The organism is Oryzihumus sp., from assembly GCF_036391795.1.
GTDB lineage: Bacteria > Actinomycetota > Actinomycetes > Actinomycetales > Dermatophilaceae > Oryzihumus.
Genome location: NZ_DASVZH010000130.1, coordinates 13,742 through 30,142, shown reverse-complemented (window position 1 = coordinate 30,142; position 16,401 = coordinate 13,742). Strand labels below are relative to the sequence as shown.

The window sequence follows — 16,401 nt, the reverse complement described above, 5'->3', positions numbered from 1 at the left end:
ATCAACCAAAGGAAATTCGTCCAACATCCGAAGATGCCGGGACGAGGTAATTGGCATCGATTTTTGGCACGCTGTTGAGTTCTCAAGGACCGGACGCGCACCATCACCAGACACCCAAGCCTGGATCCGGGGCTACCGTTCGTGTTGTGACCTGCTGACCGCCACTCGCTTCGAGTGGCTTGCGCTGTCAGCGCCGGCCGCTTGTCGTGTTCCACTGTAGCAGGCTCTCGGCCCGCTCCCGACCACCCTGTCGGGCGCCAGGCATCCGCCATAACCGGCGGGCTTGCGGTGGAGTGTCATCCCCGGGACCGGCCTGCTTCGCGCGGTGCTTGCGCTCCGCTGCGGTGGTGTCCGTTCCTCCCTGTCGGGCTGACGTCGAGAACTTTACGGGGCCATCTCCCGGAACTCCAAATCGGGTGAAAAGCCCCAGTTCACAGGCCTGCACGGCCCTCATGGACGCCCGAGGGCCAAGGGCCGGCACGCTCCGCGGTCGCGGGAACCGGACAGCCCGCTGGTGCCCGGGACGCAGAACCGGGCAGCCCCGCACGGTGCGGGACTGCCCGGTCCGGGGCAGAGCAGAGCGGGTCAGCGCACGCGCTGCACGATGCTCACGGCCAGGGCGCGCAGGGCGTCCTGGACCGGGCCCGCCCCCAGGGGGTCGATCAGGTCCTGGGCCTCACGGGCCATCTCCAGGGTGCGCTCCCGTGCCCGGTCCAGGGCCGGGTGCGCGCGCAGCAGGCCGAGCGCCTCGGCGTGCAGCTCGTCGTCGCGCAGATCCTGCCCCAGCAGCTCGAGCAGCCGGGCGTCCGCGGGGTCGGTGGACGTGCGCGCGTAGAGGACCGGCAACGTGGCCACGCCCTCGCGCAGGTCGGTGCCGGGGGTCTTGCCCGACTCCCCCGTCTCGGAGGTCACGTCGATCAGGTCGTCGACGAGCTGGAAGACCACGCCCAGCCGCTCGCCGTACCGGCGCATGATCTCGACCGTCTCCGGCGGGCAGCCACTGAACATGGCGCCGTAGCGCGCAGCGGTCGCGATGAGCACCCCGGTCTTGTCGGCCAGGACGCCGAGGTAGTAGTCGACCGGGTCCGCGCCATCCGGGGCCGGCCGGTCGTCCTTGATCTGCCCGGCACACAGCCGCACGAACGTGCGCGCCTGGATCTTGACCGCCTCGGGACCGAGCTCGGCCACGATGGCCGACGCCTTCCCGAAGAGCAGGTCCCCGACGAGGATCGCCGTGGAGTTGCCGTAGCGCGCGTTGGCGCTGACGACCCCGCGGCGCATGTCAGCCTCGTCCATGACGTCGTCGTGGTAGAGCGAGGCGAGGTGCGTCAGCTCCACCCCGGCCGCAGCCGCGACCACGTCATCGTTGACACCGGACCCGAGCTCGGCGGCCAGCAACGTCAGCAGCGGCCGGAACAGCTTGCCGTGGGCCGACGCCAGGTGCCCCGAGGCCTCCGCGATGAACGGGTCGTCGTGGTCGACCTGCGCACGCAGCGTCGCGTCGACCGCGGCAAGGCCGTCCTGCAGCCGGGACGCCAGCTCCGGCGACGCCGTCGGCAGGCCCAGCGTCGAGGACGCCGTGGTCATCGCAGGAACAGCGCCGAGCTGGACGCGAGATCCAGCACCGACGAGGGCAGGACGCCGAGGACCAGCGTCGCGACCGTGCCGAGGGCGACCGCGAGGGTGGTCACGAGGGACGGTGTGACGACCACGGTGCTGTCACCGGCCGGCTCGGAGAAGTACATGAGCACGATGAGTCGGACGTAGACGAACGCCGTGACCGCGCTGGCCAGGACACCGATGAACGCCAGGACCGTGCCGCCGTGGCCGACCGCCGCCGAGAACACCGCGAACTTGGCGGTGAAGCCCGACGTCAGCGGAATGCCCGCGAAGGCCAGCAGCAGGAAGGCGAACGTCCCCGCGACCCACTTGTTGCGCTTGGCCAGACCGGCCCACTGCGACAGGTGCGTGGCCTCGGAGCCGCCGGAGCGGACCAGCGAGACGATCGCGAACGCCGCGATCGTGGTGAACCCGTAGGCCACCAGGTAGAACAGCGTCGAGGAGACGCCCACCCGGTCGAAGGCCAGCACGCCGGTGAGGATGAAGCCCGCGTGCGCGATGGAGGAGTAGGCCAGGAGGCGCTTGACGTCGGTCTGGGTGACCGACAGGACCGCACCCACGACCATGGTCAGGATCGCGACGCCCCACAGGACCGGCTCCCAGTCCCAGCGGCTGCCGGCGACACCGACGTAGACCACGCGCAGGATCGCGCCGAAGGCGGCGACCTTGGTGCAGGCGGCCATGAAGCCGGTCACCGGGGTCGGGGCGCCCTGGTAGACGTCCGGGGTCCACATGTGGAACGGGACGGCACCGACCTTGAACAGCAGGCCCACGGCAACCAGCACGACGCCCGGGACGAGCAGGCCGTCCATGCCGCTGTTGCTGCTGATGGCGCGGGCGATGACGCTCAGGTCCATCGAGCCGGAGTAGCCGAACAGCAGGGCGGAGCCGAAGAGGAAGAAGCCGGAGGAGAACGCGCCCAGCAGGAAGTACTTCAGCGAGGCCTCCTGCGACAGCAGGCGGCGACGCCGGGCCAGGCCGCTCAGGATGTACAGCGGCAGCGAGAGCACCTCGAGCGCGACGAACATCGTCAGCAGGTCACCCGCAGCCGGGAACAGCAGCATGCCGCCCACGGCGAACAGGGTCAGCGGGAACACCTCGGTGCCCGTGGCGCCGGCGCGCAGCGCCGCAGCCTCGTACGGCGAGCCCGGGACCGCGGCACCCATGGGGGTGAACGCGTCCGCACCGGGGCCGTCGAAGCGCTCGGCCATCGTCAGGACGCCGAGCACCGACAGGACCAGCAGGGTCCCCTGGAGGAACAGCGCCGGGCCGTCGACGACGACGGCGCCCTCGAGCGTGCTGCCGGTGTTGCTGCGCGCGGCGAGGACCAGCGCCACCAGCGCGCCGACCAGGCCGGCGACCGACAGGGTGACCTGCACGGCATACCGGCGGGACCGGGGGGCGAACGCCTCGACGAGGACGCCCACGAGGGCGACGCCGAAGACGATCAGCATCGGCGACACCGCCGCGTAGTTGACCTTCGCGGGGACGAAGTCCGTCGCGAGGGACGGCATGGCGGCGATCACTTCGCACTCCCATCAGCTGCGGTGCCGTGCGTCGGAGCAGGGTCGGTCACGCCGACCTGCTGCATCGTGGTCTGCACGGCGGGGTTGATCACGTCGAGGACCGGCTTGGGGTAGAAGCCCAGCACGATGAACGCGGCGATGAGCGGGGCCACGACCCACTTCTCGCGCCGGCTCAGGTCGGCGGGGCGCTCGGCCAGCTCCGGCTTGGGCCCGGTCATCATGCGCTGGTACATGAGCAGGATGTAGAGCGCAGCCAGGACGATGCCGGTCGTCGCGATGGCCGCGGCCACCTTGTAGCGCTGGAACGTGCCGACCAGGACCAGGAACTCCGAGATGAAGCTCGCCATGCCCGGCAGCGCCAGGCTGGACAGGCCCGCGACGAGGAAGACACCGGCCAGGACCGGGGTGACCCGCTGCCAGCCGCCGAAGTCCGGGATGCGGCGGCTGCCCCGCCGGCCGGCGAGCATCGCCGCCACGAGGAACAGCGCCGCCGTGGAGAAGCCGTGGTTGACCATGTACAGCGTCGAGCCGGACTGGCCCACCGAGGTCATCGCGAAGATGCCCAGCACGATGAAGCCGAAGTGGCTGATCGAGGTGAAGGCGATCAGGCGCATCACGTCGGTCTGGCCGATGGCCAGCAGCGCGCCGTAGACGATCGAGATGACCGCCAGGACGATGATCGCCGGCGTGGCCCACTTGCTGGCCTCGGGGAACAGCGGCAGGCAGAAGCGGATCATCCCGAAGGTGCCCACCTTGTCGAGCACGCCGACCAGCAGGACGGAGGTCGCCGGGGGCGCCTCGGCGGCCGCGTCGGGCAGCCAGGTGTGGACCGGGAACATCGGCGCCTTCACCGCGAAGGCGAAGAAGAAGCCGAGGAACAGGAGCCGCTCGGTGGTCTGGTCCAGGTGCAGCCCGGTCAGGTTGGTGACGAGGAAGTCCTGGGGGCCGCCGGGCCCGTGCAGGCCGAGGGCGATGACGGCCACGAGCATGACCAGCCCGCCCAGCAGCGAGAAGAGCAGGAACTTCACCGCGGCGTACTGGCGCTGCGGGCCACCGAAGGACCCGATCAGGAAGTAGACCGGGATCAGCATCGCCTCGAAGAAGACGTAGAAGAGGAACACGTCGGTCGCCGCGAACACCCCGACCATGAACGTCTCGAGGACGAGCATGAGCGCGAAGTAGTTCTGCGTCCGGCGGCCCACCTCGGGCACGTCGTTCCAGGCCGCGAGGATGCACACCGGCGCGAGGATGACGGCCAGCATGATCAGGACCAGCGCGATGCCGTCCACACCCACGGCGTAGCTGACGCCGAACTGCGGGATCCAGGAGTGCGTCTCGCTGAGCTGGAACTGCTGGGTGGAGCTGGTGTTGAACTGCAGCGCGGCGCCGATGGCGACCACGAGGGTCGCCAGCGAGAAGCCGAGCGAGATCTGCCGGGCCCTGCCGGCCAGGCTCGCAGGCAGGAGGGCCACGACGGCGGCGCCGATCAACGGGATCAGGCCGATCGTGGTCAACCACGGGAAGCTGGACATCACTGAACCACCCACACGGCACCGAGGATCACGACGACACCGGCGAGCATCGTCAGGGCATAAGAGCGAACGAAACCGTTCTGGACGCGGCGGACCCGCGCGGACGTACCACCGATGAGCGCCGCCAGGCCGCCGGCCGCACCATCGACACCCTTGCCGTCGAAGAAGACGAGCGAGCGAGTCAGGTGGATGCCGGGGCGCATGAAGACACCCTCGTTGACGTCGTCCTGGTAGAGGTCACGGCGTGCCGCACGCGTGGCGAGCGAGCCCACCGGTGCCACGACCGGCACCTGCTCGCGCCAGTAGCGCAGCCAGGCCAGCGCGACACCGCCGACGACGAGCAGCAGCGTCACGGTCATGAGCACCGGCACCGCCACCACCGGCTCGGCACCCTCCGGCTGCGACCCGACGACCGGTTCGAGCCAGCTGGTGATGACACCGGTCGGGCCGAGCACCAGGCCGAGGAAGGCCGAGCCGACGGCCAGGATGATCATCGGCACGGTCATGATCTTGGGCGACTCGTGCGGGTGGGCGTCCTCCTCCCACCGCTTCTGGCCGTGGAAGGTCATGAAGAACAGGCGGGACATGTAGAACGCCGTGATGCCGGCGCCAAGCAACGCCGCGCCACCGAAGACCCAAGGCTTCCAGCCGTCGCCGACGAAGGCGGCCTCGATGACCTTGTCCTTGGACCAGAAGCCCGCGAACGGCGGCACACCCAGGATCGCCAGCCAGCCGAGGCCGAACGTGGCCCAGGTGATCTTCATGGCGCCGGACAGCCGGCCGAAGCGGCGCATGTCGACCGTGTCGTTCATGCCGTGCATGACCGAGCCTGCGCCGAGGAACATGCCGGCCTTGAAGAAGCCGTGCGTCAGCAGGTGGAAGATCGCGAACGCGTAGCCCACCGGGCCGAGGCCGGCGGCCAGCATCATGTAGCCGATCTGGCTCATGGTGGAGGCGGCCAGGGCCTTCTTGATGTCGTCCTTGGCACAACCGACGACCGCACCGAAGAGCAGGGTGATCGCACCGACGATCGTCACGACCAGCCGCGCGTCGGGCGCGGCGTCGAAGATGACGTGGCTGCGGACCACGAGGTAGACACCGGCGGTCACCATCGTTGCCGCGTGGATCAGCGCGGACACCGGCGTCGGGCCGGCCATGGCGTCACCGAGCCAGCTCTGCAGCGGGAACTGGGCCGACTTGCCGCAGGCGCCGAGCAGCAGCATCAGGCCGATCGCGGTGACGACCGCCTGGTTGGCGCCGGGGACCCCGGCGTTGACGCCGGCGAAGGTGACCGTGCCGAAGGTGACGAACATCAGCATGATCGCGATCGACAGGCCGAAGTCACCGACGCGGTTGACCACGAACGCCTTGTTGGCCGCCGAGGCGTAGGCCGGGTTGTAGTTCCAGAAGCCGATGAGCAGGTAGGACGCCAGGCCCACGCCCTCCCAGCCGACGTAGACCAGCAGGTAGGAGTCGGCCAGCACCAGCAGCAGCATCGAGGCCACGAACAGGTTGAGGTAGGCGAAGAACCGGCGCTTGTCCGGGTCGTGCTCCATGTAGCCGATCGAGTAGACGTGGATCAGGGAGCCCACGAACGTGATCAGCAGGACGAAGGCCACCGACAGCGGGTCGACCAGGAGTCCGGCCTCGAGCTTGAACGAGCCGGCCGGCACCCAGGAGAACAGGTGCAGCGACTGCGCCCGCCCGTCCGCGGGACGGCCGATCATCGACAGCGTGATGATCGCGCCGACCACGAAGCTGGCCCAGGACAGCGACGTCGCCAGGAGCGGCCCGAAGGAGTTGGTACGCCGGCCGCCCAGGAGGAGGGCCGCCGCACCGAGCAGCGGGAGGGCGATGAGCAACCAGGCGACCGAGGTCACCCCAGTGGCGCTCTGGACCACCGCTGCGGTGTGGTCCGCAGTAGCAAGTGAGTACACCTGTTGCGCTCCTTACAGCTTCAGCAGGTTGGCGTCGTCGACCGAGGCCGAGCGTCGGGCACGGAAGATGGCCATGATGATCGCCAGGCCGACGACCACCTCAGCGGCGGCGACCACCATGACGAACAGCGCGACGACCTGACCGTCGAGCGAGCCGTGCATGCGGGCGAACGTCACGAACGCGAGGTTGGTCGCGTTGAGCATGAGCTCGACGCCCATGAAGATGACGATCGAGTTGCGCCGCACCAGCACCGCGGCGGCGCCGATCGCGAACAGGATGGCCGACAGGTAGATGTAGTTGACCAGGCTCATCGGGCCCGACCCTCCTCGATCTCTCGCTCGATGGCCTGCTCGGCCTCTTCGTAGCGCTCGGGGGTGAGGATCTGCTCGCGCGCGGTGAGCACCCGCGATACGGACAGCTCGCTCGGCGTGCCGTCGGGCAGCAGAGCCGGGGTGTCGACCGCGTTGTGGCGGGCGTAGACACCCGGGGCGGGCAGGCCGGCGAGGTTCTTGCCCTCGCGGAAGCGACGCTCGGACCACTCGCGCTGGGTGAGCCGCTCGGTGAGCCGCTCACGGTGGGCCAGCACCATGGCGCCGAGGGCGGCCGTGATGAGCAGGGCGCTGGTGACCTCGAAGACCCAGACGTACTTGCCGAAGATCAGGTTGGCCACGCCGGTGACGTTGCCGTCGGCGTTGGCCCGGTCCAGACCGGCCGCGGCGGGGAAGGTGACGTGGCCGATCGTGCTGACCAGCAGGCCTCCCAGGCCCAGGGCGAGCAGCAGCGCCACCCACTTCTGGCCCTTGATCGTCTCGACGAGGGAGTCCGAGGAGTCGACGCCGACGAGCATGAGCACGAACAGGAACAGCATCATGACCGCGCCGGTGTAGACGAAGATCTGCACGATGCCGAGGAAGTCGGCGTTCTGCGCGATGTAGAAGACACCGAGGTTGATCATCACCAGGGCCATCGCCAGGGCCGCGTGCACGGCCTTCTTGGCGAAAAGCAGACCCAGCGCAGCAATCACGCTGATCGGGCCGAGGACCCAGAAGAGGAACGCCTCACCACCGCTGGTCATCGGGTGACACCGCCTTCCTCGACCGCGACCTCGTCGCGCTTGGTGTGGAGCTCGACCCACTGCTTCTGCGAGGGCGTCGCCGTGGAGACCTTGCCCTGGTAGTAGTCGCGCTCCTCCATCTGCTCCACCATCGGGTGGGGCGGCTGGAGCATGCCCTCCTGGAGCGGGGCCAGCAGCTGCTGCTTCTCGAAGATGAGCTTGCCGCGGTCGTCGTCGGCGAGCTCGTAGAAGTTGGTCATCGTCAGCGCGCGCGTCGGGCAGGCCTCGATGCACAGCCCGCAGAAGATGCAGCGCAGGTAGTTGATCTGGTAGACGCGGCCGTAACGCTCACCCGGGGAGAAACGCTCCTCCTCGGTGTTGTCCGCGCCCTCGACGTAGATCGCGTCCGCGGGGCAGGCCCACGCGCACAGCTCGCAGCCGACGCACTTCTCCAGGCCGTCGGGGTGACGGTTGAGCTGGTGCCGACCGTGGTAGCGCGGCTGGGTCGGCCGCTTCTCCTCGGGGTACTCCTCGGTCTCCAGCTTGCGGAACATGGTGGCGAAGGTGACGCCGAATCCGCCGACGGGTGCGAGGAGGTCGGAGAGGAACCCCGCCTTCTTGTCCGTCTTGTCAGCCACGGTTGGCCTCCGGGGTGGTGGTGGACGTGGGGGCGGCCGTGGCGGCCACCTGCAGGCTGGGCTCACGCAGGCGCTGGCCTGGCAGCGGCGGCACCGGGTAGCCACCCGCGAACGGGTCGATCTCCTCGGGGACCTCGACCCGGGACGTGCGCTCCTTCTCGGCCCGACGCCCGTCCCAGACCCAGGCAGCGGCCAGGGCGACGACGGCGATCACGCCGACCACGATGAGCGTGGCAGTGCGGGTGTTGCCGCCGAAGAAGGACAGCTGCGCGCCGCGGATGAACGCGACCGCGACGACCCAGGCGAGGGTGACCGGGATGAGGAACTTCCAGCCGAAGCGCATGAACTGGTCGTAGCGGACACGCGGCAGGGAGCCACGCAGCCAGACGAAGAAGAACATGAACAGCCAGAGCTTGACGACGAACCAGAGCAGGCCCCACCAGCCGTGGTTGAACATGCCGTTGTTGATGGCGGCGATGCCGGGAGGCGCCTGCCAGCCACCGAGGAACATCGTCGTGGCCAGCGCCGAGACGGTGAACATGTTGACGTACTCGCCGAGGAAGAACATCGCGAACTTCAGCGAGGAGTACTCGGTGTGGAAGCCACCGGTGAGCTCACCCTCACCCTCGGCGAGGTCGAACGGCAGGCGGTTGGTCTCGCCCACCATCGTGATGACGTAGACGCCGAAGCTGAAGAACGCCGGGATGATGAACCACAGGCTCTTCTGCGAGCTGACGATCTGCGACGTCGACATCGAGCCGGAGTACATGAACACCGCGACCAGCGACAGGCCCATGGCGATCTCGTAGGAGATGACCTGGGCGGTGGAGCGGAGGCCGCCGAGCAGCGGGTAGGTCGAGCCGGAGGACCAGCCGGCCAGCACGATGCCGTAGACACCGACGCCGGCGACGGCCAGGACGAGCAGCACGGCGACCGGGATGTCGGTCAGCTGCAGCGGCGTCAGGTGGCCGAACATGCTCACCGTCGGGCCGAGCGGGATGATCGCGAACGACACGAACGCCATGGCACCGGCGATGACCGGGGCCAGGATGAAGACCAGCTTGTCGGCGTTCTTGGGGGTCAGGTCCTCCTTGAGCGCCAGCTTCACGCCGTCGGCCAGCGTCTGCAGCAGGCCGAACGGGCCGGTGCGGTTCGGGCCCGGACGCTGCTGCATCCGGCCGATCACCCGGCGCTCGAACCAGATCACCAGCAGCGTGTTGACCAGCAGGAACACGAAGACGAGCAACGCCTTGACCAGCGACAGCCACCACGGGGTGTCGCTGAAGTCGGCGACGGGCCTGTCCAGAGTCGGGACGAGGGACGTCACGGACGTCACGGACGTCGTCGCGTGTGCGAGCGAGCCGGCGAGGCTCATGCGGCACCACCCTTGGTGAGAGTCACGACGGCGCCGGCGTCGACGCCGAGCGTCGATCGCACCGCGCTGCCGCGCGAGTTGGTCGGCAGCCAGACCACGTGGTCGGCCATGTCGGTGATCACCGCCGGAACGGTGATGGCCCCGGTCGGGGTGGACACCGTCAGCAGCTCGCCGTCCGCGACGCCGGCGACCGCGGCCGTGGTCGCCGAGAGGCGGGCCACCGCCGTGGGCGCGGTGCCCGCGAGGAACGGCTCACCGTCCTGCATCCTGCCCTCGTCGAGCAGGTGGTGCCACGTGGCCAGCACGGCCTGGCCGCTGTCGGTCCACGGCACCTCGGCCGGGGCGACGGTGGGCGCCGCGGCGCGCGGGCCGCTCCACGGGCCGAGCCGCTCCATGTCGGCACGGGCCGCGGTCAGCGTGCGGACGTCGAGGTACTCGCCCATCGCGTCGGCCAGCAGGTCCAGCACGCGGTGGTCGCTCATGGCGTTGGTGTCGAGCGCCGCCTCGAACGGGCGCACCCGGCCCTCCCAGTCGACGAAGACACCGGCCTTCTCGGCGTGCGGCGCCACCGGCAGCACCACGTCGGCGCGCTCGGTGACCGCGCTCTCGCGGACCTCGAGGGAGACGACGAAGGCGCGGGCCAGGGCGTCGAGCGCGTCGCCGGCACGGCTCAGGTCGGCCGGGTCGACGCCACCGACGACCAGGCCGGCGAGGTTGCCGGCGCTGACCGCCGAGAGCATCTCGGCGGTGTCGCGGCCGACGACCTCGGGCAGCCCGACGACGCCCCAGGCCTCTCCGACCTCCGCGCGGGCGGCGGAGTCGGTGACCGGGCGGCCTCCGGGGAGCAGGTTGGGCAGGGCGCCGGCCTCGAGCGCACCGCGCTCACCGGCACGACGCGGGACCCACGCCAGGCGGGCACCGGTCGTCTTGGCGAGGGCGGCCGCGGCGGACAGCGCACCGGGCACGGTGGCCAGGCGTTCACCGACGAGCACGACCGCGCCGTCGACCGACAGCGCCTTGGAGGTCTCGACGACCTCGACCTTCTCCTCGGCCAGGGCCGTGAGGACCTCGGCCTCGGTGCCGGGGGCGGTGCGGATCAGCGTGCCGCCGAGCTTCTCCAGCCCGCGGGTGGCGAACGGCGCGACCGAGAAGACGCGCGTGCCATGCTTGCGGAACGCCTTGCGCAGGCGCAGGAAGACCATCGGCGACTCGTCCTCGGGCTCGAAGCCCACGAGCACGACGGTCGGGGCGGCCTCGAGGTCGGCGTAGGTCACGCCGCCACCGCCGGGGCCGGTGGCCACGACGTGGTGCGCGAGGAACTCGGCCTCCTCCACCGACTGCGGGCGGGCCCGGAAGTCGATGTCGTTGGTCTGGAGCGCGATACGGGCGAACTTGCTGTAGGCGTAGGCGTCCTCGCCGCTGACGCGGCCACCGACGAGCACGCCGACACCCTTGGCGTCGCGGGCAGCCTCGAGTCCGCGCGCGGCGACGTCGAGGGCCTCGGGCCAGGAGGCCACGCGCAGGTTGCCGTCCTCGTCACGGACGAGCGGCTCGGTGATGCGGTCGGCCTGCGTGGCGTAGGTGAACGCCCAGCGGCCCTTGTCGCAGTTCCACTCCTCGTTGACCGCCGGGTCGTTGACGGCCATGCGGCGCAGGACCGAGCCACGACGGTGGTCCGTGCGGGTGGCGCAGCCGCTGGCGCAGTGCTCGCAGACGCTCGGGGTGGACACGAGGTCGAACGGGCGGGAGCGGAAGCGGTAGGCCGCGCCGGTCAGGGCACCCACCGGGCAGATCTGCACGGTGTTGCCGGAGAAGTAGGACTCGAACGGCTTCTCCTGGTAGATGCCGATCTGCTGCAGCGCGCCGCGCTCGACCAGCGCGATGAACGGGTCACCGGCGATCTGGTCGGAGAAGCGGGTGCAGCGGGCGCACAGGACGCAGCGCTCCCGGTCGAGCAGCACCTGCGAGGAGATGTTGATCGGCTTGGGGAAGGTGCGCTTGACGTCCTCGAACCGGCTCTTGGGCCGGCCGTTGGACAGCGCCTGGTTCTGCAGCGGGCACTCGCCACCCTTGTCGCAGACCGGGCAGTCCAGCGGGTGGTTGATGAGCAGCAGCTCCATCACGCCCTGCTGGGCCTTGTCGGCGACCTTGGAGGTGTGCTGGGTCTTGACCTCCATGCCCTCGCTGACCGTCATGGTGCAGGAGGCCTGGGGCTTGGGGAACGCGCGCAGCGAGCCGTCAGGGCCCGGGGTGGCGACGTCGACGAGGCACTGACGGCAGGCACCGACGGGCTCGAGCAGCGGGTGGTCGCAGAACCGCGGGATCTGGACGCCCACCTCCTCGGCGGCGCGGATCACCAGGGTGTTCTTCGGGACGCTGACGGGCACCCCGTCGATGGTCAGGTTGACCAGGTCCGTGCTGGTGGTGGCGGTCATGCGGACACGGTCTCCTTCGCGAAGAGCGTCGAGGCGTTCCGGTCGAACGGGCAGCCGCCGTGCTCCAGGTGGGCGAGGTACTCCTCGCGGAAGTACTGGATGCTGCTCGTGATCGGGCTGGTGGCGCCGTCACCGAGCGCGCAGAAGGCCCGGCCCAGGATGTTGTCGCAGATGTCGAGCAGCTTCTCGAGGTCCTCCTCGCTGCCCTCACCGTGCTCGAGCCGGGTGAGGATCTGCTTGAGCCAGTAGGTCCCCTCGCGGCACGGGGTGCACTTGCCGCAGGACTCGTGCGCGTAGAAGTCGGTCCACCGCTCGACGGCGCGCACCACGCAGGTGGTCTCGTCGAAGATCTGCAGCGCGCGGGTGCCGAGCATCGACCCGGCGGCCGCGACAGACTCGAAGTCCAGCGGGGTGTCGAGGTGCTCGTCGGTGAACAGCGGCGTGGAGGAGCCACCCGGGGTCCAGAACTTCAGCTTCTTGCCGCCGCGCATGCCGCCGGCCATGTCGAGCAGCTCGCGCAGCGTGATGCCGAGCGGCGCTTCGTACTGGCCCGGGCGGGTGACGTGGCCGGAGAGGCTGAAGATGCCGAAACCGGTCGACTTCTCGGTGCCCATGCCGGAGAACCAGTCGGCACCGTGCAGCAGGATCGGCGGCACGGAGGCGATGGACTCGACGTTGTTGACCACCGTCGGCCGGGCGTAGAGACCCGCGACCGCCGGGAACGGCGGCTTGAGGCGCGGTTGGCCACGGCGACCCTCGAGGGAGTCCAGCAGCGCCGTCTCCTCGCCACAGATGTAGGCGCCGGCGCCGGCGTGGACCGTGACGTCGAGGTCGAAGCCCGTGCCCATGATGTTCTTGCCGAGGTAGCCCTTGGCGTAGGCCTCCTCCACCGCGCGCAGCAGGCGGCGGTAGACGTGGACGACCTCGCCGCGCAGGTAGATGAAGGCGTGGTTGCAGCCGATCGCGAAGGACGTGATCGCCACGCCCTCGATGAGGAACTGCGGCGCCGCCATCATCAGCGGGATGTCCTTGCAGGTGCCCGGCTCGGACTCGTCGGCGTTGACGACGAGGTAGCGGGGGCCACCGTCGGGAGCGGGCAGGAAGCCCCACTTCATGCCCGTGGGGAAGCCGGCGCCGCCGCGCCCGCGCAGGCCGGAGTCCTTGGTCACCTGGACCAGGTCGGCCTGGGGCATGCCGAGCGCCTTCTTCAGCGCCTTGTAGCCGTCGTGCTTCTCGTAGGTCTCGAGGGTCCAGGACTGCGGGTCGTCCCAGAACTTCGTCAGGATCGGCGTCAGCTGCGTGCTCACTTCTCCGCCTTCCCGTCACCCTCGGCCGGGGTGTCCGTGGAGGTATGCCGTCCGGCCGCCATCGCGTCGGAGGTCGCCTCGTTCTGCTGGTTGCCGTTGCCGCCCTCGTCCCAGCCGCGGTCCTTCGCGACCTTCAGGCCCTCCAGGGAGGCCGGACCGGCGCCGACGCCCTCGTCGGCGAGGCCGTCGTTGAACCCCGCCAGGACGCGGGAGACGTGCTTGAAGCTGCACACGCGCGAGGGGCCGCGGGTCGGCTTGACCTCGCGACCGGCACGCAGGTCGTCGACCAGCGCCTTGGTGGAGTCCGGCGTCTGGTTGTCGAAGAACTCCCAGTTGGCCATGACCACCGGTGCGAAGTCACACGCCGCGTTGCACTCGACCCGCTCGAGCGTGATCTTGCCGTCGGGCGTGGTCTCGTCGTGGCCGATGCCGAGGTGCTCGCTGACCTCGTCCCAGATCTGGTCGCCGCCCATGATGGCGCACAGCGTGTTGGTGCAGACGCCGACGGTGTACTCGCCGTTGGGGTGGCGCTTGTACTGCGTGTAGAACGTCGCGACGCCGCTGACCTCGGCCGCGGTGAGGTCGAGGACCTCCGCGCAGAACTCGATGCCGCGGGTGGAGACGTAGCCGTCGACGGACTGCACGAGGTGCAGCAGCGGCAGCAGCGCCGAGCGCTTCACCGGGTAGCGCCCGATGACCTCCTGCGCGTCACGGTGCAGGCCGGCCAGGACGTCGGCCTCGTAGGGCTCGGCCGTCGGCGCGGGCACGGCGCCGTAGTTCGGGTTGCTCGTGGTCGCCATCAGCGGTCCACGCCTCCCATCACGGGGTCGATCGAGGCGACGGCGACGATGACGTCGGCAACCTGGCTGCCTTCGCACATCGCGGCCGTGGCCTGCAGGTTGTTGAACGAAGGGTCGCGGAAGTGCGCACGGTAGGGGCGGGTGCCGCCGTCGGAGACGACGTGGACGCCGAGCTCACCCTTGGGCGACTCGATCGCGACGTAGGCCTGGCCCGGCGGGACGCGGAAGCCCTCGGTCACCAGCTTGAAGTGGTGGATGAGGGACTCCATCGAGCTGCCCATGATCTCGCGGATGTGGTCCAGGCTGTTGCCCATGCCGTCGCCGCCGATGGCCAGCTGCGCCGGCCAGGCGATCTTCTTGTCCTCGACCATGACCGGGCCGGGGGTGGCCTGCAGCCGGTCGACGGCCTGCTCGGCGATCTTCAGCGACTCGTACATCTCGTCGATGCGGATGCGCAGGCGGCCGTAGGCGTCGCAGGAGTCGCGGGTGATGACGTCGAACTCGTAGGTCTCGTAGCCGCAGTACGGGTCCAGCTTGCGCAGGTCGTGCGGCAGGCCGGCCGAGCGCAGCACCGGCCCGGTGATGCCCAGGGCCATGCAGCCGGTCAGGTCGAGGTAGCCCACGTCGACGGTGCGGCCCTTGAGGATCGGGTTCTCGTTGAGCAGCAGCTCGAGCTCGCCGAGGCCCTTGCGGATCGCGGGGATCGCGTCGCGGATCTTGTCGATGGCACCCGGGGGCAGGTCCTGCGCCACGCCGCCGGGGCGGACGTAGGCGTTGTTCATGCGCAGGCCGGTGACCATCTCGAAGATGGACAGGATCCGCTCACGCTCGCGGAAGCCGACGGTCATGACCGTCGTGGCACCCATCTCCATGCCACCGGTGGCCAGGGCCACGAGGTGGGAGGAGATCCGGTTGAGCTCCATCATGAGCACGCGGATGATGCTGGCCCGCTCGGGGATCTGGTCGGTGATCCCCAGCAGCTTCTCCACCGCGAGGCAGAACGCCGTCTCGTTGAACAGCGGCGTGAGGTAGTCCATCCGGGTGCAGAAGGTCACGCCCTGCGTCCAGTTACGGAACTCCATGTTCTTCTCGATGCCCGTGTGCAGGTAGCCGATGCCGGCCCGCGTCTCGGTGACGGTCTCACCGTCGAGCTCGAGGATGAGCCGGAGCACACCGTGAGTGGACGGGTGCTGCGGGCCCATGTTGACGACGATGCGCTCCTCGTGGAGCGCGGAGGCCTCGTCGGCGATGGTGTCCCAGTCGCCACCCGCGGCGTTGAAGACGCGCGCGCCCTCGGCGTCGGCCTCGTCGGCGACGCCGGTCGCGTAGACGTCGCCTGCATGCATCTGGTCGGTGCTCATCAGTTGTAGGACCTCCGCTGGTCCGGCGGCGGGATGGTGGCGCCCTTGTACTCGACGGGGATGCCGCCGAGGGGGTAGTCCTTGCGCTGCGGGTGGCCGGGCCAGTCGTCCGGCATGAGGATCCGGGTCAGCGCGGGGTGACCGTCGAACTCGATGCCGAACATGTCCCAGGTCTCGCGCTCGTGCCAGTCGTTGGCCGGGTAGATGCCGACGATCGACGGGATGTGGCGGTCGTCGTCGGGGCAGGTGACCTCGACACGGACCCGGCGACCACCGTGGGTGATCGACAGAAAGTGGTAGACGGCGTGCAGCTCACGGCCGGTCTCGTGCGGGTAGTGCACGCCGGAGACGCCGGTGCACATCTCGAACCGCAGGGCCGGGTCGTCGCGCAGCGCGCGAGCGACGGTGAGCAGGTCCTCGCGACGCACGAACAGGGTCAGCTCGCCGCGGTCGACGATGACCTTCTCGATGGCGCGGCCGAAGCCCCCGGCGCCCTCGAGCGCACGCTCGAGGTGGTCGGCCACCTCGTCGAAGTAGCGGCCGTAGGGCCGCTGCGCCGGCGCGGGGAAGAGCACCGGGGCGACCAGCCCGCCATACCCGCTGGTGTCACCGCTGTCGGAGGCACCGAACATGCCGTGGCGGACGGAGACGACCTCGGGCGTGCCCGGTGCGGCCGGCAGGTTGTCGCGCTCGGCCTCGGTCGGCGCGCCGCCGGTCTCCTGCGCCTTGTCGGTCGGGACCTTCTTGTTGTCGTTGTCGCTCACACCATCACCTCGGGCAGGACTCCGCGCTTGCTCCGGTCCTCGCTGCGCTGC

General features: G+C 69.8%; 13 protein-coding genes. All 13 read right to left on the bottom strand.

Annotated features, from left to right (window positions below; all coding sequences use genetic code 11):
• Nucleotides 1–585: 585 nt before the first annotated feature.
• From VF825_RS07625 to VF825_RS07565, 13 genes are read right to left on the bottom strand one after another with little or no spacing between them, the layout of a single operon-like run.
• On the bottom strand, nucleotides 586–1,587 hold the full coding sequence (locus VF825_RS07625) for a polyprenyl synthetase family protein (RefSeq protein WP_331111824.1): 1,002 nt from the start codon (nucleotides 1,585–1,587) through the stop codon (nucleotides 586–588).
• The gene (nuoN, locus tag VF825_RS07620; protein ID WP_331111822.1) at nucleotides 1,584–3,134 is read right to left on the bottom strand and encodes an NADH-quinone oxidoreductase subunit NuoN; all 1,551 of its coding nucleotides are present in this window, start codon (nucleotides 3,132–3,134) and stop codon (nucleotides 1,584–1,586) included. The genes VF825_RS07625 and nuoN overlap by 4 nt, the downstream gene beginning before the upstream one ends.
• Before the next feature lie 8 nt (nucleotides 3,135–3,142).
• On the bottom strand, nucleotides 3,143–4,678 hold the full coding sequence (locus VF825_RS07615; RefSeq protein ID WP_331111820.1) for an NADH-quinone oxidoreductase subunit M: 1,536 nt from the start codon (nucleotides 4,676–4,678) through the stop codon (nucleotides 3,143–3,145).
• The gene (nuoL, locus tag VF825_RS07610; protein WP_331111818.1) at nucleotides 4,678–6,615 is read right to left on the bottom strand and encodes an NADH-quinone oxidoreductase subunit L; all 1,938 of its coding nucleotides are present in this window, start codon (nucleotides 6,613–6,615) and stop codon (nucleotides 4,678–4,680) included. The genes VF825_RS07615 and nuoL overlap by 1 nt, the downstream gene beginning before the upstream one ends.
• A gap of 12 nt (nucleotides 6,616–6,627) precedes the next feature.
• Complete coding sequence (gene nuoK / locus VF825_RS07605; protein WP_141789442.1) at nucleotides 6,628–6,927, bottom strand: NADH-quinone oxidoreductase subunit NuoK; 300 nt, start codon at nucleotides 6,925–6,927, stop codon at nucleotides 6,628–6,630.
• On the bottom strand, nucleotides 6,924–7,691 hold the full coding sequence (locus VF825_RS07600; RefSeq protein WP_331111815.1) for an NADH-quinone oxidoreductase subunit J: 768 nt from the start codon (nucleotides 7,689–7,691) through the stop codon (nucleotides 6,924–6,926). Before VF825_RS07600 ends, nuoK begins: the two co-directional genes overlap by 4 nt.
• Nucleotides 7,688–8,308, bottom strand: coding sequence for an NADH-quinone oxidoreductase subunit NuoI (gene nuoI, locus VF825_RS07595; protein WP_331111813.1), 621 nt, complete (start codon nucleotides 8,306–8,308; stop codon nucleotides 7,688–7,690). The genes VF825_RS07600 and nuoI overlap by 4 nt, the downstream gene beginning before the upstream one ends.
• Nucleotides 8,301–9,683, bottom strand: a complete 1,383-nt coding sequence (gene nuoH, locus VF825_RS07590; protein ID WP_331111811.1) for an NADH-quinone oxidoreductase subunit NuoH — start codon at nucleotides 9,681–9,683, stop codon at nucleotides 8,301–8,303. The genes nuoI and nuoH overlap by 8 nt, the downstream gene beginning before the upstream one ends.
• Complete coding sequence (locus tag VF825_RS07585) at nucleotides 9,680–12,118, bottom strand: NADH-quinone oxidoreductase subunit G (RefSeq protein ID WP_331111809.1); 2,439 nt, start codon at nucleotides 12,116–12,118, stop codon at nucleotides 9,680–9,682. Before VF825_RS07585 ends, nuoH begins: the two co-directional genes overlap by 4 nt.
• Entirely contained in the window at nucleotides 12,115–13,425 is a 1,311-nt protein-coding gene (gene nuoF, locus VF825_RS07580) for an NADH-quinone oxidoreductase subunit NuoF (protein WP_331111807.1), read from the bottom strand. Before nuoF ends, VF825_RS07585 begins: the two co-directional genes overlap by 4 nt.
• A complete protein-coding gene (gene nuoE / locus VF825_RS07575; RefSeq protein WP_331111805.1) occupies nucleotides 13,422–14,225 on the bottom strand; it encodes an NADH-quinone oxidoreductase subunit NuoE in 804 nt (267 codons plus the stop codon). Before nuoE ends, nuoF begins: the two co-directional genes overlap by 4 nt.
• Nucleotides 14,225–15,586 (bottom strand): NADH-quinone oxidoreductase subunit D, encoded by a 1,362-nt coding sequence (locus VF825_RS07570; protein ID WP_331111803.1) that lies wholly within the window; start codon nucleotides 15,584–15,586, stop codon nucleotides 14,225–14,227. The genes nuoE and VF825_RS07570 overlap by 1 nt, the downstream gene beginning before the upstream one ends.
• Nucleotides 15,586–16,350 (bottom strand): NADH-quinone oxidoreductase subunit C, encoded by a 765-nt coding sequence (locus VF825_RS07565; protein WP_331111801.1) that lies wholly within the window; start codon nucleotides 16,348–16,350, stop codon nucleotides 15,586–15,588. Before VF825_RS07565 ends, VF825_RS07570 begins: the two co-directional genes overlap by 1 nt.
• Nucleotides 16,351–16,401 lie beyond the last annotated feature (51 nt).

Excerpts from the sequence above, each read along its gene's own strand:
- nuoN (WP_331111822.1), bottom strand. The coding sequence starts at position 3,134 with ATGCCGTCCCTCGCGACGGACTTCGTCCCCGCGAAGGTCAACTACGCG.
- VF825_RS07615 (WP_331111820.1), bottom strand. The coding sequence starts at position 4,678 with ATGTCCAGCTTCCCGTGGTTGACCACGATCGGCCTGATCCCGTTGATC.
- nuoE (WP_331111805.1), bottom strand. The coding sequence starts at position 14,225 with ATGGCGACCACGAGCAACCCGAACTACGGCGCCGTGCCCGCGCCGACG.
- nuoK (WP_141789442.1), bottom strand. The coding sequence starts at position 6,927 with ATGAGCCTGGTCAACTACATCTACCTGTCGGCCATCCTGTTCGCGATC.
- VF825_RS07585 (WP_331111809.1), bottom strand. The coding sequence starts at position 12,118 with ATGACCGCCACCACCAGCACGGACCTGGTCAACCTGACCATCGACGGG.
- nuoH (WP_331111811.1), bottom strand. The coding sequence starts at position 9,683 with ATGAGCCTCGCCGGCTCGCTCGCACACGCGACGACGTCCGTGACGTCC.
- VF825_RS07570 (WP_331111803.1), bottom strand. The coding sequence starts at position 15,586 with ATGAGCACCGACCAGATGCATGCAGGCGACGTCTACGCGACCGGCGTC.
- VF825_RS07625 (WP_331111824.1), bottom strand. The coding sequence starts at position 1,587 with ATGACCACGGCGTCCTCGACGCTGGGCCTGCCGACGGCGTCGCCGGAG.
- VF825_RS07600 (WP_331111815.1), bottom strand. The coding sequence starts at position 7,691 with ATGACCAGCGGTGGTGAGGCGTTCCTCTTCTGGGTCCTCGGCCCGATC.